Below are 24,223 nucleotides of genomic sequence, written 5' to 3' on the forward strand. Positions count from 1 at the left end.
GACGACCATGACGTCTTCGAAGCGAAACCGTGCCGAGGCCCTCCCGCAGGACCTCCAGGAAGCACTCCGCCGCCGGCTGGCCGGACGGGCCGCCGCGGGCGCCCCCGGCACCACCGCCCGGCAGGCCATCCCGCGCGCCGACCGCACCCGGCCGCTGCCGTTGTCCTTCGCCCAGCAGCGGCTGTGGTTCCTGGACCGGCTGCGCCCCGGCGACCCGCGCTACAACAGCGCCGTGGCGCTGCGCCTGACCGGCGCCCTCGACCACACGGCCCTGTCCGCCGCACTGGAGCACGTGGTGGCGCGACACGAGGCGCTGCGCACCACGTTCGAGGAGAACGACGGCACCCCCGCGCAGACCGTGCACCCCGCCGGGCCGCTCCCGCTGCCCGTCCGGGACCTCACGGCCGCGGACGAGGCCGGGACCGACCCGGACGCGGCCCTGCTGGCCGAGTACGAGCGGCCCTTCGACCTTCAGGCCGGGCCGCTGCTGCGCGCCCTGCTGCTGCGGGAGGCACCCGACACGCACGTCCTGCTGCTGACGGCCCACCACATCGTCACCGACGGCTGGTCGATGGGCGTCCTGCTGGACGAGCTGTGCACCGCCTACGACGCCCTCGCCCAGGGCGCGCGGCCCGCACTGGCGCCGGTCACCACGCAGTACCCGGACTTCGCCGTCTGGCAGCGCGAGCAGCTGTCAGGCACCCGGCTGGAACGTCACCTGGCGCACTGGAAGGAGAAACTGTCCGGGGCGCTCGCCCCCGAACTGCCGCTGGACCGCCCCCGCCGGGGCGAGGAGTCCGGCGCGGGCGCGGTGCACACCTTCACCGTCCCCGCCGCCACCACCGCTCGCCTGAAGCAGCTCGCGGCCGACCAGCACACCACCCTGTTCACCGCCCTGGTCGCCGCCTGCCAGACGCTGCTGGCCCGCTGGTCCGGGCAGGACGACATCACCGTCGGCTCGCTCACCCCCGGACGCGGGCGCACCGACCTGGAGCGGGCCGTCGGGTTCTTCGTCAACACCGTCGCGCTGCGCACCCGCGTGGAGACGGGCGGTTCCTTCCGCGCGCTGCTCGCCGCCGCCGCGGACACCGTCAACGACGCCTTCGCGCACGGCGACACCCCGTTCGAGCGGCTGGTCGAGGCCGTCGGGGCGACCCGCGAGGCGGGCCGCAACCCGCTGTTCGACGTGATGGTCCTGCTGCACCCCGCGCCACCCGTGGCACCCGACCCGCACGGCCTGACCGCCTCTCCGGTCACCGTGCCCCGGCGGGCCGCCACGTTCGACCTGAGCGTCGAGTTCGTGCCCGACGGGGACGGACTGACCGGTCTGCTGGAGTACCGCACCGACCTGTTCGACGCGGCCACCGCCGAGCGCATGGCGGACCAGCTGCTGCGCACGCTGGACGGTGCCGCCGCCGATCCCGACCGCCCCCTCGGCGCCCTGCCGCTGCTCTCGCCCGAGCAGGAGCGGCAGGTGACGCGGGAGTGGAACGCCACCGCGCGCCCGGTGCCCGAGGAGACCCTGCCGGAGCTGTTCGCACGGCAGGCGGCCCGCACCCCGCACGCCACCGCCCTCGTCGCCGGGGAGGTCCGCCTCGACTACGCGGCGCTCGACGCGCGCGCCGACCGTCTGGCCCGTCATCTGGTGGCGCGCGGCGCGGGACCCGAGCGCCTGGTCGCCCTCGCGCTGCCGCGCACCGCCGACATGATCGTGGCGATCCTCGCCGTCTGGAAGGCCGGCGCCGGCTACCTGCCCCTGGACCCCGCGCTGCCGAAGGACCGGGTGCGCTTCCTGCTGGACGACGCGCGGCCCGCGCTGGTGCTGGACGAGGCCGCACTGCGGGAGGCCGGGGACACCACCGGTGGCCCGCTCGCCCCACCGCACCCCGACACCACCGCCTACGTCATCTACACCTCCGGCTCCACCGGCCGCCCCAAGGGCGTGGCCGTGACGCACCGGTCCGCGGCGAACCTCCTGGCGGGCCACCGCGAGGGCTTCGTCGCCGAGGCGGGCGGCGGTCCGCTGCGGGTGGCGCTGACGGCGTCGTTCTCCTTCGACACCTCGCTGGAGGGCGTGCTGCTGATGGCCGACGGCCACCCGCTGCACCTGGTCGACGAGTCGACCCGGCTGGACGCCGCCGCCCTGGTCGCGTACGTCGTCGAGCACCGCATCGACTTCCTCGACCTCACCCCCACCTACCTGCGCCAGCTGCTGCCCGCCGGACTGCTCGACGACCCGCGCCACCACCCGCGGGTCCTCATGCTCGGCGGCGAGGCCGTCGGGCCCGCGCTGTGGCGGGAACTGGCGACACGGCGGGACGTGGCCGCGTACAACTTCTACGGGCCCACCGAGTGCACCGTCGACGCGCTGGCCTGCCGCATCGAGGGCGACGGCCGGCCGGCCGTGGGACGGCCGCTGGCCAACGTGCGCGCCTACGTCCTCGACGACCGGCTGCGGCCCGTGCCGCCCGGCGTCGGCGGCGAGCTGTACCTGGCCGGTGTGCAACTGGCGCGCGGTTACAGCGGGCGGCCGGGGCTGACGGCCGCACGATTCCTGCCCGACCCGTTCGGCCCGCCCGGCGCCCGCATGTACCGCACCGGCGACCTGGCCCGCTGGACCGCCGACGGACGCCTGGACTACCTCGGGCGCGCCGACGACCAGGTCAAGGTGCGCGGCCACCGCATCGAGCCCGGCGAGGTCGAAGCGGCCCTGACCGACCTGCCCGAGGTCGCCGCAGCCGCGGTCGTCGCCGTCACCGATCCGCACGACCACGTCCGGCTCGCCGCCTACCTCGTCCCCGCCGACAGCGACGCGCCGCCCGCCGCGGGCGAGGTGCGGGCGGCCGTACGGCGGGTGCTGCCCGACCACATGGTGCCCTCCACCTTCACCGTCCTCGACGCCCTGCCGATGACGGTCAGCGGCAAGGTCGACCGCCGTGCCCTGCCTGCCCCCGACATCGAACACGGCGAGCGCGAGCGGGAGTTCGTCGCCCCGCGCACCCCAGAGGAGGAGACCCTCGCCCGCATCTGGGCCGAGGTGCTGGGCGCGCGCCGGGTCGGGGTGACGGACAACTTCTTCGAGCTGGGCGGCGACTCCATCCTCAGCATCCAGGCCGTCTCCCGCGCCCGCGCGGCCGGGCTGCACCTGACCTCGCGGGACGTCTTCCGCCACCAGACCGTCGCCGACCTCGCCGCCGCCGCGTCCGTGCGCACCGCGCAAGTGCCCGCGCCCCGGCGCCCGGCCGAGCAGGGACCGGCGCCGCTGACCCCCGTACAGGAGTGGTTCTTCGCCACCCACGGCCCGCTGCGGCACTTCACCATGTCGATGCTGCTGGACCTGCCCCACGACCTGGACGAGCCGGCCCTGGAGCGCGCCCTGGAGGCACTGGCCGCCCACCACCCGGCGCTGCGCACCCGCTTCGCCCGCTCGGAGGACACCTGGCTCCAGCACCCCGGCGAGGGCCCGGCCACCGGCCTGCTCACCCGCCACGACCTCTCCCGCGCCGCCGACCCGGCGGCAGAGCGCGAACAGGCCGCCGGCGCCGCCCGCGCCGCACTCGACCCGGAGACCGGCGCCCTGCTGCGCGCCGCCCTGCTGACCCGGTCCGGTGAACGCCCCCAACTCTTCGTCACGGCACACCACCTGGCGGTGGACAGCGTCTCCTGGCGCATCCTGCTCGCCGACCTCGCCGAGGCCTACCGGCAGGCGCACCGGGGCGAGACGGTCCGGCTGGAGCCCGTCCCCACGCCGTTCACCGACTGGGCCGCGCACCTCTCGCGCCGGGTGCGCGCCGGTGACCTCGACGCCGACCTGCCGCACTGGGCGGCCGAGGCCGCCGAGCCTCGCACCCCGCTGCCCGTGGACCGCCCCGGCACTCCGCTGGCCGGCTCGGTGCGCACCCTCGGCACCCACGTGGACCGCGCCACCACCGAGGCCCTGCTGCGCCGGGTGCCCGCGGTCTACCGCACCCAGGTCAACGACGTCCTCCTCGGCGCGCTCAGCCGGGTCCTCGCCGACTGGACGGGCGCCGAGCGGGTGACCGTCCTGCTGGAGGGCCACGGCCGCGAGGACGACACGCTGGACCTGTCCCGCACGGTGGGCTGGTTCACCGCCCAGTACCCCGTCACCCTCGCGCCCGCCGGACCGTCCGGGGCACCCGACTGGGGCGCCACCCTCAAGGCCGTGAAGGAGCGGCTGCGATCCGTGCCCCGGCACGGCCTGAGCCACGAGGCCCTGGCCCGTCTCGGCTCGCCCGACCCGGCCGCCCGCGCCCTGCGGGAGGTGCCGCTGCCGCAGTTCAGCTTCAACTACCACGGCCAGTGGGAGGCCGCCGACGGCGGGGACTTCGCCCCGGCGGGCGAGGCACCCGGCCGCGACATCGACGCCGGCGAACCGCTGGACCACCTGCTGGACGTCTCCGCCGTGGTCACCGACGGCGAACTGCGGATCACCTGGCACTACAGCGACCAGGTGCACGACGAGAACACCGTCCGCGACCTCGCCGACCGCATGACCCGCGCGCTCGCCGCGATCACCGAGCACTGCGCCCGCCCCGGCGCGGGCGGCCGCACCCCGTCCGACTTCCCGCTGGCCCGTCTCGACCAGGACCGCCTGGACCGGCTCGTCGGCGACGGCCGGGAGGTGGAGGACCTCCTGCCACTGACCCCGTTGCAGGAGGGCATGCTCTTCCACCGGCTGGTCGGCGGCCCCGACGACGTCTACGTCGACCAGGCGGGCCTGCTGCTGGACGGCGTCGCCGACCCGCACGCCTTCGCCGTCGCCTGGCAGCGCGTCACCGACCGCACGCCCGCCCTGCGTACCTGCGTGGTCTGGGAGGACGTCCCGGTGCCCCTCCAGGTCGTGCGCCGCGATGTACGGGTGCCGATCACCCATCTCGACTGGCGCGACCTGGACGAGGCGGAACGCGCGGAGCGCCTGGCCCGGCTGCGGGCCGACGACCTCGCGCGGGGCATCGACCTCGCCACGGCGCCCCTGATGCGGCTGACCCTGGTCCGGCTGCCCGACGCCCGGCTGCACGTGCTGTGGACCTCCCACCACCTCATCCTGGACGGCTGGAGCCTCGCCCAGGTGCTGACCGAGGTGTGCGAGGAGTACGCGGCGCTCACCTCGGGCACCGTGTCCCGGCCGCAGCTGCGGCGCCCCTTCGGCGACTACGTGCACTGGCTCGCCGGCCAGGACCCCGACGCCGCACGCACCCACTGGCAGGGGGTCCTCGCCGCCTTCGCCGAACCCACCCCGCTGCCCGCCGACCGCCCCCTGCGCGAGGCTCACCAGGCCCGCTCCGCGCACGTGCACACGGCCGGCCTGGACCAAGAGACGTCGGCCCGTCTCGCGCGCACCGCCCGTGAGGCCGGACTCACCCTCAACACGGTCGTGCAGGGCGCCTGGGCCCTCCTGCTGGCCCGCTACGCCGCGCAGGACGACGTCGTGTTCGGCACCACCGTCTCCGGGCGGCCCGACGACCTGCCGGGCGTCGAGTCGATGGTCGGCATGTTCATCAACACCGTGCCCACCCGCGTCCGCGTCGACGCCGCGCACCCGGCCGGGGACTGGCTGCGCCGACTCCAGGACGCTCAGGCCGAGTCGAGACGATTCGCCGCCGTGTCGCTCGCCGAGCTGACCCAGCTGAGCGACGTGCCGTCCGGCAGCCCGCTCTTCCACAGCATGGTCGCCTTCGAGAACTACCCCTTCGACGAGGCCCGCACGGCCGGCTCCGGGATCCGGCTGGCCGAGGTGACCTCCCGCGACGCCACCAACTATCCGCTCGTCCTGCGGGCCTACCACGGCGAACGCCTCGGCTTCGACCTCGCCTACGACCCGGCCCTGTTCGACGCCGCGACCGTCCGCGCGCTCGCCGGCCGGCTGTGCCTGCTGCTCACCGGGCTGGCCGACGGCATCGACCGGCCGCTGCGTACCCTGGCCTGGACGACGGCCGAGGAACGGCGCCGCATGCTCACCCACTGGAACGGCGCCGAGAGCGGCCGCCCCGCCGAGACGCTGGTGGACCTGTTCGAGGCGCAGGCCGCCCGCACCCCCGGCGCCGTCGCCGTCACCTGCGGAACCGAGCACCTGGACTACGCGACCCTCGACGCCCGCGCCGGCCGCCTCGCCCACCGGCTCGCCGAACTCGGCGCCGGACCCGAGCGGTTCGTCGCCCTCGCCCTGCCCCGCTCCACCGACCAGGTCGTGGCGATCGTGGCCGTGCTGAAGACCGGCGCGGCCTACCTGCCGATCGACCCGAACTCGCCCGCCGAACGCATCGCCCACCTCCTCGCCGACGCCGCCCCGGTGACCCTGGTGACCACCAGCGCCGCCGCGGACCGCGCCGACGGCACCGGCGTGCCCGCCCTCCTCCTCGACGACCCGGACGTGGCAGCCGACCTGGCCCGGCGCCCGGCCACCGGACCCGCCCCGGCCCGACGCCCCCTCCCGGAGAGCCCCGCCTACGCCATCTACACATCCGGCTCCACCGGCCAGCCCAAGGGCGTGGTGATCCCGCACGCCAACGTGGTGCGGCTGTTCACCCGCACCCAACCGTGGTTCGGCTTCGGCCCGGACGACGTGTGGACGCTGTTCCACTCCTACGCGTTCGACTTCTCCGTGTGGGAGCTGTGGGGCCCGCTGCTGCACGGCGGCCGGCTCGTCGTCGTGCCCGACGAGACCGCCCGCTCCCCGGAGGACTTCCTGCGGCTGCTGGCCGACGAGCGGGTCACCGTCCTCAACCAGACGCCGTCCGCGTTCTACCCGCTCATCCGCGCCGACGCCGAACACCCCGACACCGGCGACCGGCTCGCCCTGCGCACCGTGATCTTCGGAGGAGAGGCCCTGGACGTCGGACGGCTCGCCGACTGGTGGGCACGCCACCCGGCCGCCGCCCCGCGCCTGGTCAACATGTACGGCATCACCGAGACCACCGTGCACGTCACCCACGCCCCGCTCGACCCCGCCACCGCGGCGAGCGGCCCCGCCAGCCCCATCGGCGTGGCCATCCCCGACCTGCGGGTGTACGTGCTCGACCCGGACCTGGCACCCGTGCCGCCGGGGGCGACCGGTGAACTGTACGTGGCGGGGGAGGGGCTGGCCCGCGGCTACCTGGGCCGCCCCGGCCTGACCGCCACCCGGTTCCTCGCCGACCCGTTCGGCCCGGCAGGCAGCCGCATGTACCGCACCGGCGACCGGGCGAAGTGGCGGGCCGACGGCACCCTGGAGTACCTCGGCCGCGCGGACGCCCAGGTGAAGATCCGCGGCTACCGCATCGAGCCCGGCGAGATCGAGGCCGCCCTGCACACCCACCCCGGCGTCGCCGAAACCGCCGTCGGCGTGTTCGAGGACACCTCCGGCACCCGCCGGCTGGTGGCGCACGTCGTCGGCTCCGGCGGCGCGACGCCTCCCGCCGCCGAGCTGCGCGCCCACCTGGAACGGCTGCTGCCCGCCCACATGGTGCCCGCCGCCTACGTGCCGATGGACGCGCTGCCGCTCACCGTCAACGGCAAGCTCGACCGGCGCGCCCTGCCCGCCCCGACGGCGGACGGCTACGCCGCCGACACCGAACGGACCTTGCCGCGCACACCCGCCGAACGGGCCGTCGCCGCCGCCTGGTCGGACGTCCTCGGGGCCGAGGACGTGTACGCCGGGGACGACTTCTTCGCGCTCGGCGGTGACTCCATCCTCGCCGTCCGCGTCACCGCCCGGCTGCGCGCCGCGTTCGGCCCCGACGTCTCCCCGAGACTGCTGTTCACCCACAGCACGGTGGCCGCGCTCGCCGCCGAACTGGGCGACCCGGTCGGCGACGCCTCCGCCCCGCCCGCCGACGCGATACCGGCGACCGCCCCGCAGACCCCGGCACCGCTGTCGTACGCCCAGCAGCGCCTGTGGTTCCTCGACCGGTTCGAGCCCGGCAGCACCGAGTACACGACGCTGTCCGTGCTGCGCCTGCGCGGCCCGCTCGACGAGCAGGCCCTGCGCACCGCCCTGAACGGCCTCGTCGCCCGCCACGAGGCGCTGCGCACCACCTTCGCCGAACAGGACGGACAGCCCCGGCAGCTGGTGCGCCCGCCGCACCCGGTCGACGTCACCGTGGACGACCTCACCACCGCCCCCGACCCGCGGGCCGCGCTGGAGCAGCTGCTGGAGCGCGAGGCCGCCACGCCCTTCGACCTGGCGACCGGGCCGCTGCTGCGTGCCCGGCTGGCCCGCACGGCGGCCGGCGAACACGTGCTGACCCTCGCCGTTCACCACATCGTGACCGACGGCTGGTCGCTCGGCGTCCTCGGCCGGGACCTGGGCGAGCTGTACGCGGCGGCCCTCGAAGGCCGCAGCCCCGAACTCCCCGAGCTGCCCGTCCGGTACGCCGACCACGCCACTTGGCAGCGTGCCCGCACCGAACAGGCCGAGCGGCAACTCGCCCACTGGCGCCAGAAGCTGGACGGCGTACCGCCTCTCGAGCTGCCGACCGACCGGCCGCGTCCCGCCGAACGCACCCGGGACGGCGCGCTCGTGACCTTCACCCTGCCCGCCGAGCTGACCGACCGGCTGCGCGAGCGGGGTCGGGAGGCGGACGCCACCCTGTACATGTCCCTGCTGACCGCGTGCACGGTCCTGCTGTCCCGCTGGGCGGACCAGGACGACTTCGCCGTCGGCACCGTCACCGCCGGCCGCGAGCGTCCCGAACTGCACGACGTCGTCGGCATGTTCGTCAACACCCTCGTGCTGCGCAACCAGGTGCGCCCCGGCATGTCGTTCCGCGTCCTGCTGGAGCAGGTGCGCGAAACCGTCCTGGACGCGTTCGCCCACCAGGACGTGCCCTTCGAACAGCTCGTGGACGCCCTCCAGCCCGAACGGGACACCAGCCGCACCCCCCTGTTCCAGGTCATGGTCGCCCTGCACAACCTGGGCGCTGAGGCACCCGCGCTGCCGGGCCTGGAGGCCGAACCGGTCCTGCCGCCGGTCCGGCACGCCACCTTCGACCTGGCCTTCGACTTCGTGGAGAGCGACGGCGGCGTCACCGGCCACCTGGAGTACAACACCGGCCTGTTCGACGAGGACACCGTCCGCCGCCTGGCCGCCCGCCTGCGGCTGCTGCTGGAAGCGGCGGTGCGGGACCCGGACCGCGACGTACGGGTGCTGGAGCTGATGACCGCCGACGAACAGCGGCGGGTGCTGCACGATGGGCAGGGACCGCACCTCACCGTCCCGGACACCACCTTCCCCGCGCTGTTCGAGGCACAGGCCGCCCGCACCCCGCACGCCACCGCGCTAGTGGCCCGGGACGCCACCCTCGACTTCGCCGCCCTGAACGAGCGCGCGAACCGGCTCGCCCACCACCTGCTGGCCCTGGGCGCCGGCCCCGAACGGGTGGTCGCCATACAACTGCCGCGCACTTCCGCCCTGATGGTGGCAGTCCTCGCCGTCGCCAAGGCGGGCGGCACCCTGCTCTACCTCGACCCCGACCTGCCCGCCGAACGCGCCGCCGGACTCCTCGGGGACGCCGCCCCGCACACCGTGCTCACCGCCGACGCGCTGTGCGACACGCCGTGGGACCGGCTGCCCGCCCACAACCCCACCGACCACGACCGCCCGGCCCCGCTGCGTCCCGACCACGCCGCCTACATCATCTACACCTCCGGCTCCACCGGCCGCCCCAAGGGCGTCGTCGTGGAACACCGCCACCTGGTCAACCTGTGCCACGACCACCGCGAAGGACTCGTCGCCCCGCCCACCGCGGACGGGCGGCGGTTGCGCGCCGCGCTCAGCGCCTCGTTCTCCTTCGACACCTCCTGGGAGGGGCCGCTGCTGCTCGCCCTCGGCCAGGAGGTCCACCTCGTCGACGAGGACGTACGCCTGGACCCCGAGGCGTTCTGCGCACAGATCACCGAACGACGCCTGGACCTGGTCAACGTCACCCCGTCCTTCCTGCGCGAACTCCTCGCCGCGGGACTCCTCGCGCCCGGCCGCCACCACCCGCGCGTCCTGCTCGTCGGCGGCGAGGCGACGGGCCCCGACACCTGGCGCGAACTGTGCGCCGCCGCCGAACTGGGCGTCACCGCCTACAACATGTACGGCCCCACCGAGTGCACCGTCGACGCCACCTACGGGCGGGTCGCCGACCACCCCGACCGGCCGGTCATCGGGCGGCCCGGCGGCAACCTGCGCGCCTACGTCCTCGACGGCGCCCTGCGCCCGGTGCCGCCCGGCACGCCGGGCGAGCTGTACCTCGCCGGCGCGCAGGTGGCCCGCGGCTACCTGAACCGCCCCGGCCTGACCGCCGCGCGTTTCCTCGCCGACCCGTTCGGCGCGCCGGGGGAGCGGATGTACCGCACCGGCGACCGCGTCCGCCGCGACGAGCGGGGAGCGCTGGAGTTCCTGGGCCGCGCCGACGAGCAGATCAAGATCCGCGGGTTTCGCGTCGAGCCCGGCGAGGTCGAAGCCGCGCTGCTCGCCCACCCGGACGTGGCCGAGGCCGTCGTGACGGCACGCGAGCACCTGGGCCGGCTCATGCTCGTCGCCTACCTCGTGCCCGCCGGGGGTACCGTCCCGGCCGCCGACGAACTGCGCCTCACGCTGCGGCGCACCCTGCCCGACCGCATGGTGCCGGCGGCGTTCGTGCCCCTGGCCCGGATCCCGCGCACCGCCGGCGGCAAGACCGACCGGCGTGCCCTGCCCGACCCGCCCGCGCAGCCCGAATCCGACGCCGCGTACGTGGCGCCCCGCCCCGGCCCCGAGGAGACGCTGGCCGCGATCTGGGCCGACGTCCTGCGGGTCGAACGGGTGGGCGCGCGCGACAACTTCTTCGCGCTCGGCGGCGACTCCATCCTCAGCATCCAGATCGTCTCCCGGGCCCGCCAGGCCGGACTGGCGCTGACCACCAAGGACGTCTTCCGCCACCAGACCGTCGCCGAACTCGCCCTGCGGGTCAGCGAGTCGGCGCCTGTCGCGGCGGACACCGCCGCCCCTGCCGAGGCACCGCTCGCACCCATCCAGCGCTGGTACCTCGACGGCCGCGCCCCCGGCGACCCGCTGCGCTTCACCATGTCACAACGCCTGGAACTGGCCCCCGGAACCGACCTGTCCGCCCTGCGCCACGCCGTGGACGCCCTCGTACGCCACCACCCGGCGCTGCGCACCCGCTTCCGCCGCACCGACGACGTCTGGCGCCAGGAGGTCCTGCCCGGCGTCCCGGACGGCGTCGTCACCCAGCACGACGTGACCGGCCTGGACGGCCCCGTCCTGGAGGCCGAGACGGCCCGCCTCGCGGACGAGGCCCGCGCCGCCCTCGACCCAGCCGAGGGCCGGGTGGCGCGCGTCCTGGTCCTCGACCGCGGCCCGCACCTGCCCGCCCACCTGCTGTTCACCGTCCACCACCTGGTCGTCGACGGCGTCTCCTGGCGGATCCTGCTGGCCGACCTGGAGACCGCCCACCGGCAGGCCGCCGCCGGGCACCCCGTCGAGCTGCCCCCGGCCACCACCGCGTACGGCCACTGGGCGGCCCGGCTGGAGGCCCACACCCGCTCCGGCGCCCTGGACGGCGACCTCGACCACTGGCGGCGCACCGCGACGGCGCCCGCCGACCTGCCCGCCGGCCGACCCGGCCCCAACACCCACGGCACCGCCGCCACGGTCACCGTGGAACTGGAGCCGGAGACCACCCAGGCCCTGCTGCGGCAGGTCCCGGAGGCCTACCGCACGCAGGTCAACGACGTCCTGCTCAGCGCCCTCGGCCGCACCCTGGCCCGCTGGTGCGGGCGCGAGAGCGTACTCGTCGGCGTGGAGGGCCACGGCCGCGAGGACCTCTTCGACGACCTGGACCTGTCGCGGACGGTCGGCTGGTTCACCGCCGAATTCCCCCTCGCGCTGACCGTCGCCCCCGACGCCGGCTGGCACGACACCCTGCGCTCGGTCAAGGAACAGCTGCGCGCGGTGCCCCTGCACGGCCTGAGCCACGGCGCGCTGCGCCACCTCCTGCCCGGCAGCCCGCTGGCCGACGCGCCGGCACCGCGCATCGGCTTCAACTACCACGGCCGGTGGGACGCCGACGGCGGCGGCAGCGGCCTGTACGGCGCCGCCCTGCCACCGGCCGGCTCCGACACCGACCCCGACGCCCCCCGGCCCTACCTGCTGGACATCACCGGTGTGGTCCAGGACGGCCGGCTCGAACTCGGCTGGACCTACCCGCCGGCCGTCTACGACGAATCCACCGTCCGTGCGCTCGCCGACGAGATGTGCGCGGCGCTGCGCGAGATCGCCGCCCACTGCGTCCGCCCGGACGCGGGCGGCCGCACCCCGTCGGACTTCCCGCTCGCCGGGCTCGACCAGAGCGAACTGGACCGCCTCGTGGGCGACGGGCGGCACGTGGCCGACGTCCTGCCGCTGACACCGTTGCAGGCCGGCATGCTCTTCCACGGCCTGGTGGACACCGAGGGCGCCTACTCCGACCGCGTGGCCGTCCGCCTGGCCGGGGTGAGCGACCCGCAGGGCTTCGCCGCCGCCTGGCAGCAGGTCACCGACCGTACGGAGGCCCTGCGCACCAGCGTCCACTGGCAGGGTCTGCCGCACCCCGTGCAGGTCGTGCACCGGCGCGTGGAGCTGCCCGTCACCCACCTGGACTGGCGGCGCCTGACGCCCGAGGAGCGCGCGGCGGCCATCGAGGAAGTGCTGGCCGCCGACCGCGCGGCGGGCATGGACCTGAACAACGCACCGCTCACCCGCATCACCCTGGCCACGCTGCCCGGCGACGAGATCTGGCTGCTGTGGTCCTCCCACCACCTGATCCTGGACGGCTGGAGCACCGGGCAACTGCTCACCGAGGTGTGCGAGCGCTACGCCGCGCTCACCGGCGGCCGAGCGGCCCCCGCCCCACTCCGGCGCCCGTTCGCCGACTTCCTGCGCTGGCGGCACGACCAGGACGAGAACGCCGCCGAGGCCCACTGGGCCGAGACCCTCGCCGGGTTCCCCGCCCGCACCCCGCTGCCGTACGACCGCACCCCGGCCGAGGAGCACCGCGCCCGCGCCGCCGCCCTGGCGCACCGGCAGCTGGACGAGCACCTGTCGGCGCGACTGCGGCAGACCGCCGCCCGGGCCGGGCTGACGGTGAACACCGTGATCGAGGGCGCTTGGGCGCTGCTGCTGGCCCGCCACAGCGGCCGCGACGACGTCGTGTTCGGCACCACCGTCTCCGGGCGCCCGGCCGAACTGCCCGGTGTGGAGTCGATGATCGGCATGTTCATCAACACCGTGCCCACCCGCGTCCGGGTCCCGGGCGGGGGAGCGGCGTCCTGGCTGCGGGAGGTGCAGGAACGGCAGAGCGACACCCGGCGCTTCGACTTCCTCGCCCTGCCCCGCATCCAGGCGCTGAGCGAGACCCCGGCAGGCGAGGCGCTCTTCGACAGCATGGTGGTGTTCGAGAACTACCCCGTCGACGAGTCCGCCACGGCCCGCACGGGTGTGCGGGTCGAGGAGGTACAGGCCGAGGACGCGCCCACTTTCCCGCTGTGTCTGCGCGCCCACCTCGGCGACCGCCTCGGTATCGACCTCGCCTACGACGCCCGGCTGTTCGACGCGGACACGGCCGAACGCCTCACGGACCGCCTCACGGTCGTCCTGCGCGCCCTCGCCGACGCCCTGGAGACCGACGCCGACGTCACCGGCCTGGAACCGCTGACCCAGGACGACCGCGCCCTGCTGCAGCGGTGGAACACCACCGCCCGGCGGACGGTGCCGCGCAGCCCCGTCGATCTGTTCACCGAGCAGGCCTACCGCACCCCCGAAGCGCCCGCGCTGCGCGACGGCGAAACGCAGCTGACCTACCGTCACCTCGACGACTGGTCGGACGCCGTGGCCTGTCGCCTCCTCGCCGAGGGACTGCGGGCCGAGGACCGGGTGGCGCTGCTGATGGACCGGGGCGCCGCACTCGTCGTCGCCCAGCTCGCCGTCCTCAAGGCGGGCGGCGCCTATGTGCCCGTGGACGCCCGCGCCCCCGAGGACCGGCGCCGCACGCTGATCCAGCGGGCGGGCGCGACGGCCCGGTTGACCGCCGAGGACGTCGCCGCCACGCGGACTCCCGTGCCGGGCGCGCCCGTTTCCGTACCGGCGGACCCCGAGCGGCTCGCGTACGTGATGTTCACCTCCGGGTCGACCGGCGAACCCAAAGCGGTCGCGGTACGCCACCGTGACGTGGCCGCCCTCGCCACCGACAGCCGCTTCACCGGCGGAGTGTGCGAGCAGGTGCTGCTGCACTCCCCGGTGGCCTTCGACGCCGCCACCTTCGAGGTGTGGGCGCCCCTGCTCACCGGCGGCTGCGTCGTCGTGGCACCCGAGCGGCCGCTGGACGCGGCACTGCTGCGGCGCCTGGTCCGTGACACCCCTCTGAGTGCCCTGTGGCTGACCGCCGGCCTCTTCCGTCTGCTGGCGCAGGACGCACCGGACTGCTTCACCGGTCTGCGCCAGGTGTGGACCGGCGGCGACGTCGTACCCGCCGCGGCCGTCCGCCGTGTCCTGGCGGCCTGCCCCGGCCTGACCGTCGTGGACGGCTACGGGCCCACCGAGACGACGACGTTCGCGACGTCCTTCGCGCTCGCCGACGCGACCGCCGTCCCCGACACCGTGCCCATCGGCCACCCGCTCGACGACCTCCGCGTGCACATCCTCGACGGCGGGCTGCGGCCCGTGCCGCCGGGCTGCGCCGGCGAGCTGTACCTCGCCGGCGAGGGCGTGGCCCGCGGCTACCTGGGCCGTCCCGGTGACACCGCCGCCCGCTTCCTCGCCGACCCGGCCGGCCCGCCCGGCACCCGCATGTACCGCACCGGCGACCTGGCCCGCCGCCGGCCCGACGGCACCGTGGAATTCCTTGGCCGCGCCGACGACCAGGTGAAGATCCGCGGCTTCCGCGTCGAACCCGGCGAAGTCGAGGCGGTCCTCGCGGCGCACCCCGGCGTCACCGACGTGACGGTCCTGGCCCGCGAGGACCGGCCCGGCAGCCGCCGCCTGGTGGCCTACGTCGTCGGCATCCATGACGTCACGGCCCTGCGGGAGTTCGCCCGGCGCTCACTGCCCGACTACCTCGTCCCGTCCGCGTTCGTCGTCCTGCCCGCGCTGCCGCTCAGCCGCAACGGCAAGGTCGACCGGGCCGCGCTCCCCGCGCCCGAGCCCACGAGCGACCCACAGGACGCACCGGCCGAACCACGCACCGACGCCGAGCGGCGCACGGTGGAGATCTTCGCCGACGTCCTCTCCGGGCCGCGCCCCGGCGTGCGGGACGACTTCTTCCAGCTGGGCGGTGACTCCATCCTCAGCATCCGGCTGGCCGTCCGCCTGTCGGAGGCGTTCGGCACCGACCTGTCCCCGCGTGCGGTGTTCACCCACCCCACCCCCGCCGCCCTCGCCGCCCTGCTCACCGAGGAACGCCCCGGTGACTCCACGCCCACCGCGATCGTCCCGGTCAGCCGTGACACGCCCGCCCCGATGTCGTACGCCCAGCAACGCCTCTGGTTCCTGGAGGAGTTCGCGCCGGGCAGCGGAGAGTACGTCACCGCACTGGCCCTGCGGCTGCGCGGCCGGCTCGACGTGCCCGCCCTCACCGCGGCCCTGCGCGCCCTGGTCGAGCGGCACGAGGCGCTGCGCACCACCTTCGACGCGGTGGACGGCCACGGCGTGCAGATCGTCCATCCTGCGCGGGACGTGCCCTTGACGCTGCACGACCTGTCGGCAGAGGCCGGTCCCGACCGGGGGAAGCGGCTCGCGGACCTGCTGGAGGCCGAACGCGCCCGCACCTTCGACCTGCGGAGCGGTCCGCTCCTGCACACGGGACTGATCAGGCTCGCGGACGACGAGCACGTCCTGACGCTGACCCTGCACCACATCGTCACCGACGGCTGGTCCACGGGCGTGCTCACCGCAGACCTCGCCCACTTCTACCGCGCCGAAGTCGGTGCGGAGACAGGCACGTTGGAGCCGCTGCCGGTGCAGTACGCCGACTACGCCCACTGGCAGCGCGGGCGCGGCACGGACGACCACCTCGCGTACTGGAAGGAGCACCTGGCCGGGCTGGAGACGCTCGACCTGCCCACCGACCGGCCCCGTCCGGCGGTGCGCACCCACCACGGCGCCACGGTCCGCCTCGTCCTGCCCCGCGACACGACCCGCCGCCTCGCCAGGGTGGGCCGGGACCGGCAGGCCACCCTCTTCACCACGCTGGTCGCCGCCGCCCAGGCCTACCTGGCCCGGCTGACCGGCGGTGAGGACATCACCGTCGGCACGGTCACCTCCGGCCGCGACCGCGCCGAGACCCAGCACCTCGTCGGGTTCTTCGTCAACACCCTCGTCCTGCGCTCCCGCGTCGAACCCGACCGCCCCTTCCCCGAGTTCCTCGGCGAGGTCCGCGGCACCGTCCTCGACGCCTTCGCCCACCAGGAGGCGCCGTTCGAGCAGGTGGTGGACGAGGTGCAGCCGGTCCGCGACACCAGCCGCACCCCTTTGTTCCAGGTCATGGTGGTCCTCCAGAACGCCCCGGCCGCCGCCCTCGACCTGCCCGGCATCGAGGTCACCGACGTCGACACCGAGCTGCGGCACGCCGCGTTCGACCTCACCCTGGAGTTCGCCGAGGTCGGCACCGGGGAACTGCACGGCGTCCTCACCTACAACACCGACCTGTTCGACGCGGCCACCGCCGAACGCATGGCCGACCAGCTCGCCACCCTCCTGACCGCCGTCGCCGACGACCCCGACCGGCCCCTGGGCGCCCTGCCCCTCGCCACCGACGAGACGCTCAAGGCCGTTCTCGACCAGGGCCGCGGCACCGCCCGCCCCATCCCGGCGGCGACCCTGCCCGAGCTGTTCGAACGACAGGCCGCCCGCACCCCCGACGCCGTCGCCCTGGCCGACGCCGACGGCCGCGAGCTGACCTACGCGCACGTCGAACGCGCCGCCAACCGACTGGCACACCGCCTCATCGCCCGGGGCGCGGGACCCGAGCGGATCGTGGCGCTGGCCCTGCCCCGCAGCGCCGAGACGGTCGTGGCGCAGCTCGCCGTCACCAAGGCCGGCGGCGCCTTCCTGCCCGTCGACCCGGACTACCCGCAGCAACGCCGGGAGTTCATGCTGCGCGACGCGGGCGCCTGCCTCGTCCTGGACGACCCCGCCGCCGTATGGGACGCGGACGGCCCGGACACCGCCCCCACGGACGCCGACCGCACGACGGCGCTGACCGTCGACCACCCGGCGTACGTGATCTACACGTCCGGCTCCACGGGCACGCCGAAGGGGGTGACGGTGCCGCACCGCGGCCTCGCCGCCTTCGCCGCGGCAGCCGCCGACCGCTACGACGCCGGCCCGGGCGACCGGGTCCTCCAGTTCGCCTCACCCAGCTTCGACGCCTCCGTACTGGAGCTGTGCGTATCCCTGCTCAGCGGAGCCACCCTGATCACGGGGGAGGAGGGCCCCCTCGTCGGCGAGCGCCTCGCCCAGGCCCTCGCCGAGCGACGCGTCAGCCACACGCTGATCCCGCCCGCCGCCCTCGCGACGGTCGCTCCCGAGACCGCCGACACCCTGCCGCACCTGCGCACCCTCATCGTCGGAGCCGAGGCCTGCCCCGCCCACCTCGTCGAACGGTGGGCCCCCGGCCGGCGGATGATCAACTCGTACGGCCCGACCGAGGCCACCGTCGTCGCCACCTGGACCGGCCCGCTCGTCCCGGGCACGGGCACCCCGCCCATCGGACGCCCCGCCGGCGCCACCCGCGTCCACGTGCTGGACGCCGCCCTGCGCCCCGTCCCGCCCGGTGTCACCGGCGAACTGTACGTATCCGGACCCGGACTGGCCCGCGGCTACCTCGACCGGCCCGGCCTGACCGCGTCCCGCTTCGTCGCCGACCCGTTCGGCGCCCCCGGAGAGCGCATGTACCGCACCGGCGACCTGGCCCGCTGGGACGCGAGCGGCGAACTGCGCTTCGCCGGACGCGCCGACGACCAGGTCAAACTGCGCGGCTTCCGCATCGAACCCGGAGAGATCGAGAGCGCGCTGCGCACCAGTCCGCTCGTGCGCGACGCGGTGGTCACCGTACGCGGCGGCGGCAGCGACCCGGACGGCCGCTCCGGCGGACGGCTGGTCGCCCACGTCGTCCCTGCCGAGGGCTCCCCGGAGGCACTCCCGGGACCCGAGCTGCGCGACCACCTCGCCGGGCTGCTCCCGCCGCACATGATCCCCTCGGCGTTCGTACCGCTGGCACGGCTGCCGCTCACCGCGAACGGCAAGACCGACCGGGGCGCGCTGCCCGAACCCGGCCCCACCCACACCGCCACCGGCCCGCACACGCCACCGCGCACCGACACCGAGCGCCGCATCGCCCGCATCTGGGCCGACGTCCTCGGCGTGGCCGACATCGGGGCGCACGACAACTTCTTCCATCTCGGCGGCGATTCGATCCTCAGCATGCAGGTCGTCTCACGGCTGCGGCGCGACGGACTGCACCTGACCACCCGAGACCTGTTCACCCATCAGACCGTCGCCGAGCTGGCCGACGTCGTCACCGCCGCGCCCCGGCCCTCCCGGAGCGAAGCGGTGAGCGGAGAAGTACCGCTCACCCCCATCCAGCACTGGTTCCTGACCAGCCCGCGCGCCAGCCACGCCCACTTCAACCAGTCCCTGCTGGTGGAACTCGCCTCCGGCGTGGACGCCACCACTCTGGAAACGGCCCTCGACGCCCTGCTCGACCACCACGACGCTCTGCGCATGCACTTCACGGCGGACCAGGACGGCTGGCGCCAGTTCAACCCGCCGGCGACCGACACCGACCGCGACCGTCTCCTGACCCGCCACGACCTCAGCGGACTGACCTCCACCGAGGCCGACGCGGCGATGGAGAAGACCGCCGACGACCTGCACACCTCCTTCGACCTGGCACGCGGCCCGCTGCTGCGGGCGGCCCTGTTCACCGGCGCCGCCGACCGGCCCGCATTCCTCCTCCTGGTCGCCCATCACTTGGTCGTGGACGCCGTCTCCTGGCGCATCCTGCGCGACGACCTGGAGGCCGCCTACCGGCAGGCCGCCCAGGGCGAACCCGTGACACTGGGCGAACGCACCACCTCGTTCCGCGACTGGGCCCGAGGCCTCGCCGCGCATGTCGCGGCCGGTGCCCTCGACCACGAACTGCCCTACTGGGAACGCGCGGTGAACGCCGAACCACTCCCGGCCGAGACAACGGCAGGGGCGGAGACGGGCGCCGTCGACACGCTCACCGTCGAACTGAACGAGGCGGACACCGAAGCGCTGCTGCGCGCGGCGCCGACCGCCTACCGCACTCGCGTCAACGACGTGCTGCTCGCCGCCCTCGCCCTCGCCCTGGCCCGCTGGACCGGCCGCGAGGAGATCCGCCTGGACCTGGAGGGACACGGCCGCGAAGACGTCCTCGACGACGTCGACCTGACCCGCACGGTCGGCTGGTTCACCACCGTCCACCCCGTCGCCCTCCACGTGCCGGACCCCGCCGACCTCGGTCCCGCCCGCGACTGGCGGAACCTGGTGAAGTCGGTACGCCGCCAACTGCGCGCCGTGCCCGGCAACGGGCTCGGCTTCGGCGCGCTGCGCACCTTCGGCCCTCCCGAGGTGCGTGAACGCCTGGGACGGGCCGCACACGGACAGGTCGTCTTCAACTACCTCGGGCAGTGGGACGCCCGCCCCGAACACGCCGGTGACGGCCTGGTGCGCGCCGAGCACGGCTCGTTCGGCCGCCACCACGACCCACGCGACAGCGGGTCCCACCCGCTGGAGATCGTCGGCGCGGTCCAGCGCGGCCGGCTGTCCTTCACCTGGCACCACCGGCCCGCCCTGCACCCCACCGGCACGGTGCGGCGGGTCGCCGAGGACTTCGCCCAGGCGCTGCGCCACATCGCCCGCCACGCCCGCGACCGCCGGTGAGGCCCCGCCCCGTGGGCCGAGCCCCACCGCCGTCACCGCACGACCGACCCGAACCGCCACCACCCGTCACGAACGAACGAAGAGAGCGAGCCGACAGACATGGACGAGAACACCCGCTACCAGGTGCTGCGCAACGACGAGGAGCAGTACTCGCTGTGGCCCGCCGACATCGAGGTGCCCGCCGGCTGGCAGCCCGTCGGCAAGGAGGGCACGGAGGCCGAGTGCTCCGCATACGTCGACGAGGTGTGGACCGACATGCGCCCGCGCAGCCTGCGTGAGCGCATGGAGAACGCCGAAGCCTGACGCGCTCGCGCGGAGCCATGCGGGACCGGGCCGGGGCGCGCCTTTCCAGCAGCGCGGCCCGGCCCGGTCCGCCCGCCTGTCCGCCCATCCCGAGGAGCCCTGATGACACCGGTCCTGCACACCGCACGACTCACCTTCCGCCCCTATCGTCCCGAGGACGAGGACGCCTTCGTGGCCCTGCTGCGCGACGAGGAGGTCTGCCGCTGGATGGGCCAGGAACGCGTGCCCGAGGCGGACGTCCGCATGTTGTTCCGCACCATCCTCGACGACGTCTACCCGCAGCGCCGGTTCGACGTGTGGGGACTGTGGCAGGAGGACGTCTTCGTCGGGCACGCCGAGGTGAAGAAGACCGGAAACGTCGACGGACACGAGCTGATCGCCGCCCTGGCACCTCCCTACTGGGGTCACGGTCTCGGTACGGAAGCGGTCCACGGCCTGCTGCGCCACGCCGCCGACAACCTCGGGTTGAAGGAGGCCTACGGCATGGTCGGAGCCGACAACGCCGCCAGCCTGGCCATGTGCCGCCGCCTGGGCTTCCGGCACGTGCGGGACGTGACCGGCGACGACGGGAAGGTGACCAGGCTGATGGTGATTGCGACAACGGAAGCCGAATGACCCAGGAGGGCGTCTCGGTTCGCTCTCGAGGCGCTGGGCACTACCGACCTGACCCACTTTCCCTGTGTCGGAGAAACGGCGTCCGACACGGTGCGGCCGCTGACCCCGAGCGGCCCCTTGTCGATCTGGGGGTCCGTCAGCCCCGTGCCGTTACGCTCTGGTCATGCTTCGGGGAATGAGGCATCAGCCGATCCTGGACAAACTTGCGGCTCGAGGACTCGTCCAAGCGATGAATGGCCTCGCAGCACACCAAGAGCCCCGCACGGAGGCGATCCCCATGCAGGCGGCGGTCTGTGGAGCTTGACGGACATCGTCGACTCGCCACGGGCCACGGCGGCACTCTTCGACGACGGCCGGGAGCAGCACCTCCGCAGCGGCGGCGGGGTCTGACGACGTACTGGTCGCGGTATCCCGCATGGACACCGGACGCCACGGCGATCGCCACAGGCCGGACGGTGCGGCACACACGGCGACGGAGTGGGCGCCGCGGCAAGCCCGGACAGGGGCTGGTGCGGAAGCGGGGAGAGGGACGGTCGCTGTCCTCATGACGCAGCGGCGGCCGTACTCCTGAGAGCATCCGGCCGCCGCTCCTTCCCCCGTTCGTCCGGGTACTACTCGATGGTCCAGCCGACGCTGCCGACACCCGTGCTGTACCAGGCACAGGTGGCGGAGGACTGGCCGTACTGGCCCGGGTTCAGGGTCACCCAGTCACCGGAGACGTCGGGGGCCCGGCCGCAGACCACCTCGGCGCGGAACCGGATGGTGCGGTCGCTGTTGTTCGTGCAGCTGGCGATGCCCCGGTCCGTGTCGACACCGTGGACCGCGCCACGGCAGTCGACCGAGCCCGCGGCCGACGCCGGGGCGGCCATGGCGCCGACGGACAGGGCCACCGCCGAGACGGTGGTGGCGACACCTGCGGCGAACATCTTCTTACGGTGGATCATTATCGTGCCCCCGAGAGGTTGCGGTGTGCTTGTGCTGACCTCAGTGAAGGGCATGGGGGGCGGCCGTGGGCACCTGACGTCTGTCAGGGTGCCCGGTCCAGGGAGTGCCGTTCGGATCAGGTCGGCTGAAGAAGATCTGCGGCGGCACTGCCTTCGGCGTTCGGTGCGTCCGGGCCGACCGCTCACCGTCGCACCACCGGATGGACCGACCCCACCGGTCTGCTCGCCCGGCACGCAGGTGACTCGGTGGACATGCGGGTCTTGAAAGGACTTCGGGAAGGCGGTCCGGTGACGTCCAGCTGCGGGTGACCGCCGCTGCATCGCCGTCGTGGCCGGCGCTCGGCGCTCACCCGCTGATAGACCGTCACGGTTCAGTTCGCGCTCCCCGCGGTGGGGAGGCGCGCCTGGTCGCTCGGGATCATCCCTGGTCCTCGGACGAGGGGTAGATCCGCCACAACTGGGAGAGGTTCGGTCCGCCCCACATGCGGGTCAGGCCTACCAGCCGGTCGTTGCCCTGGAGGTGGTCGGCGATGGCCAGGGCGTAGCGCGGGTGCACGACCGAGACCATGTAGAAGTCGTTGCCTCGTTCCGCGTGGGACACCAGCCGCCAGTGCTGGCCGAGGCTGTCGGTGCGTTCTCGGAGGGTCACGGTGTCGGGCGGGTTGGCCCCCGCGGTGAGGCAGCGGTGGTTGGTGTACGACTCGATGCGCACGGTGCCGTCGGCGTTCTGCCGCAGGAACCACCGGTGCGAGTTGTTGTCCTTGGCGAACGGGTCCTGTGCCCAGGTCTGGGTGTGGTTGCCGACACCGTCGTGCCAGCCGTTGCACATGAAGTAGGTGCCGGTGACGTGGTGGGTCATCGTCACCGATCCGCCGGCGAGCAGTAGGAGGTCGCTCAAGTCAGTGCTCCTCAGCCTCGAGAGTTCTTCACAGGAGCGTGGCGCGCCGCTCCTGCAACTCAGCGTAAATAGCTGGCTGTTGCTCCACAGCTGGGCGAACCGGTCGTTTCCCGAGGTCAGAGCGCAAGGAGCGGGAAGAATCCGGCGCCAAGGGCCACCGTCGGCAACACCCACGATCGCCGACGGCGGCTACCCGGGCGCCGGGCCCGCATCCCGCACCATCGCGAGCGTGGTCAGACCGAACTGCCGGCCTGGAAAGAGGAACACAACCGGTCTCGCAAGCAGGTCCGAGCTCGCGTCGAGCACGTCTTCGCCCGGATGCAGACCTGGAAGATCCTCCGCGACTGCCGACCCGGCCCCAAGTCGAGTACTGGGCAGGCGGGGCCAGGCCGCCGGAGCCACCTGCCTCTACCTCGTACACCTGCGTCGCGGTGCGAAGCAGGTCAGGCTGACTCGGTGCGCATATTGTCGGCCGACCACGGGCAGTGCTGAACCATGGCTACGGATGGTGGCGTTGCGGCCGGAGTACAGGTCTGCTCCCTCAAGGTCGATACACCTCAACTGATCTCGCCGGGCACCGCGTACACGATTGTCCGGTTCCCTTTCGGGGCGGCGGAATCGACGGACCGATTCGAGATGCACCAGGCAGTCCAGCCCGACGGCTACGTGGTGAGTGACTGGGCGACAAACGACCGTAGCGGCCTGATCTGGCCGTCCAAGGCCGGCTGGGGCCACCTGCACGCGATGATCCAGTGGGAGGCCGCCAGCGGCACGGCCGGCTACACCGAGCTGCGTGACCAGTACGTACGTGACCCGCTGGGCCTGACGTCCCAACCCAACGACACCACGGCGACCGAGCACCGCACGCCGACGCCCGGCGGCCAGTTCTACGTCAAGAACCACGGCGTCTTCGTCGCCCCGGGCACCCCGGTTGCGCTCCGTGTCACGCACAACGACGCCCTCCCGCGTCTGTTGACCCTCGCCGAGTTCAAGCTCGTCATCCACGACGCCGCCTGAGCCGGTTTGTCCCGACTCTCTGGCGGCGGGGCCGCTGTCTGCTGATGGACGGCCTGAGCCTCACGGGTCGCAGAGGACAAGCGGGCCGTGCAGGCCACCCTTCGGACATGGAGTGAACTGTCAGGGCAGGCCGATGAAGTGTTCACAGTCCGGACAGCGCCTCCTGGCGCTCAGTGCGGTGTTACCTGCCGTGGCCTGTGCTGGCTCATGTTCACTGATTCTTGCCCACCGTCCTGGGGCTGGGCTGGGGATCCATCCCCATGCCGCGTCTTCGGGCGACTCCACATAGTGGACGCACGCACCCGGAATATGTGCGTAACCCCGAGGCGACACCAGGATTTTGTCGAGGACGAAGTCCTTTGGGGCGCGCGGGGCGGCAGTCGCCCCGTCTGCCTTTCGAGGACTGCTTCCGTCAGCAGGGCAGTCGCAGCCTTGTCCAATGATCAGCTCGCACCTGTCGCATCGTGAACCCATGGCTCCCATGGTCGCGCAAGGTTCGATGGCACACGCGCGAGATTC

6 protein-coding genes and 1 pseudogene are annotated in these 24,223 nt (G+C 74.0%); 5 read left to right on the forward strand and 2 right to left on the reverse strand.

Going from position 1 to position 24,223, the window contains the following annotated elements:
- Window positions 1–7: 7 nt before the first annotated feature.
- From ACIQHQ_RS31280 to ACIQHQ_RS31290, 3 genes are all read left to right on the forward strand, one after another.
- Window positions 8–19,927 carry a non-ribosomal peptide synthase/polyketide synthase gene (locus ACIQHQ_RS31280; RefSeq protein WP_402618269.1) on the forward strand — a complete coding sequence of 6,640 codons (19,920 nt, stop codon included), beginning with the start codon at window positions 8–10 and terminating at the stop codon, window positions 19,925–19,927.
- Window positions 19,928–20,026: 99 nt separating this feature from the next.
- Complete coding sequence (locus tag ACIQHQ_RS31285) at window positions 20,027–20,230, forward strand: MbtH family NRPS accessory protein (protein WP_309060599.1); 204 nt, start codon at window positions 20,027–20,029, stop codon at window positions 20,228–20,230.
- A gap of 102 nt (window positions 20,231–20,332) precedes the next feature.
- Complete coding sequence (locus tag ACIQHQ_RS31290) at window positions 20,333–20,845, forward strand: GNAT family N-acetyltransferase (RefSeq protein ID WP_402618272.1); 513 nt, start codon at window positions 20,333–20,335, stop codon at window positions 20,843–20,845.
- 611 nt (window positions 20,846–21,456) lie between these two features.
- Here ACIQHQ_RS31290 and ACIQHQ_RS31295 read toward each other — a convergent pair.
- Both ACIQHQ_RS31295 and ACIQHQ_RS31300 read right to left on the reverse strand, forming a co-directional pair.
- Complete coding sequence (locus tag ACIQHQ_RS31295; protein WP_402618275.1) at window positions 21,457–21,789, reverse strand: hypothetical protein; 333 nt, start codon at window positions 21,787–21,789, stop codon at window positions 21,457–21,459.
- 418 nt (window positions 21,790–22,207) lie between these two features.
- Window positions 22,208–22,687 (reverse strand): RICIN domain-containing protein, encoded by a 480-nt coding sequence (locus tag ACIQHQ_RS31300; protein WP_402618277.1) that lies wholly within the window; start codon window positions 22,685–22,687, stop codon window positions 22,208–22,210.
- Between the two features lie 125 nt (window positions 22,688–22,812).
- Here ACIQHQ_RS31300 and ACIQHQ_RS31305 point away from each other — a divergent pair.
- A pseudogene (locus ACIQHQ_RS31305) lies at window positions 22,813–23,038 on the forward strand (transposase family protein); the annotation flags it as partial.
- 144 nt (window positions 23,039–23,182) lie between these two features.
- The gene (locus ACIQHQ_RS31310) at window positions 23,183–23,704 is read left to right on the forward strand and encodes a hypothetical protein (protein WP_402618280.1); all 522 of its coding nucleotides are present in this window, start codon (window positions 23,183–23,185) and stop codon (window positions 23,702–23,704) included.
- Window positions 23,705–24,223: the final 519 nt, after the last annotated feature.

This window comes from Streptomyces sp. NPDC092370 (assembly GCF_044755265.1).
Lineage (GTDB): Bacteria > Actinomycetota > Actinomycetes > Streptomycetales > Streptomycetaceae > Streptomyces.